The organism is Variovorax sp. 01T439_2 (genome assembly GCF_056398445.1).
The window spans coordinates 1-1,162 of record NZ_JBFTPJ010001302.1; the positions used below are offsets into that span (position 1 = coordinate 1).

General features: G+C 71.5%; 2 protein-coding genes. Both read right to left on the reverse strand.

Annotation, left to right across the window (positions count from 1 at the left end; translation table 11 throughout):
* A partial coding sequence (locus AC1DOC_RS34480) for an ATP-binding cassette domain-containing protein (RefSeq protein ID WP_478131684.1) occupies positions 1–310 on the reverse strand: 310 nt, incomplete at its 3' end.
* Positions 307–1,062 carry an ABC transporter permease gene (locus tag AC1DOC_RS34485; RefSeq protein WP_478131685.1) on the reverse strand — a complete coding sequence of 252 codons (756 nt, stop codon included), beginning with the start codon at positions 1,060–1,062 and terminating at the stop codon, positions 307–309. The genes AC1DOC_RS34480 and AC1DOC_RS34485, both read right to left, overlap by 4 nt.
* Between the last annotated feature and the right edge of the window lie 100 nt (positions 1,063–1,162).

Here is a 1,162-nt window from a genome sequence, read left to right on the forward strand (position 1 = left end):
GCCACAGCGCCAGGGCCACATTGACCGTCACCGAGGCGCGCAGCATGTGCGGGCGCTGGAACAGCATGGCCTGCTGCCGGCGCGGCGCGGCGCTGGTGAAGCTCCCCGCCGCATGCGGCACCAGGCCGTGCAGCAGCCGCAGCAGCGTGGTCTTGCCGCTGCCGTTGGCGCCGATGAGCGCCACGCGCTCGCCGGCCGCGATGGTCAGGGTTGCGCCGTGCAGCGCCGCCACCCGCCCCAGGCGCACGTCGACGCCGTAGAGCGCAAAGACGGTGGCATCCGCGCTCGCGAGCTGCGCGTGTTCGTTCACGGGCGCGCCTCCGGCCGCCACCAGGCCGCCATGCCGCCTGCGCCGCCGCCGCCGTCGACCCGCTCGCGCCAGCCCCGCACGGCGGCAATCGCAAGATTGRGCACCAGCACCACGCCCAGCAGCACGATGCCCAGGGCCAGCGCCAGCGGCAGGTCGCCCTTGCTGGTTTCGAGCGCGATGGCGGTGGTCATCACGCGCGTGAAGCCGTCGATGTTGCCGCCCACCACCATCACCGCGCCCACCTCCGATACCGCGCGTCCGAACGCGGCGATCAGCACCGTGAGCAGCGCATAGCGCTCGTCCCACACCAGCAGCAGCGCGCGCGCCAGAGGCCCCGCGCCGAGCGAGCTCAGCTGCTCGCCATGCGCACGCTCGGCGTCCTCGATGGCCTGGCGCGTGAGCGCCGTCACCACCGGCAGCACCAGCACCGTCTGCGCCAGCACCATGGCCTTGAACGAAAACAGCCAGCCCAGGAAGCCGAGCGGGCCCGAGCGCGACAGCAGCAGGTAGATGACCAGCCCGACCACCACCGACGGCAGCGCCAACAGGGTGTTCAGCAGCGTGAGCAAGCCGGCGCGGCCGCGAAAGCGCGCCACGCCGAGCCAGGCGCCAAGCAGCAGGCCCAGGCCGCAGGCCAGCACGCAGGCGCTGGCGCTGACCGCGAGCGAGCGTCCGACGATGGCCAGCAGCACCGGATCGCCGGACACGAGCAGTTGCCAAGCCGCGACGGCGCTCTGTGCAAAGGTGTTCACGCGGTGGGCTTCATGGGTGGAAGCGCCGCAGTATCGGGGTGTACTTCCAATTACCTATGCAGGATTTTGCATAGGTAGGCCCATCCCTCCGGCTCAGATC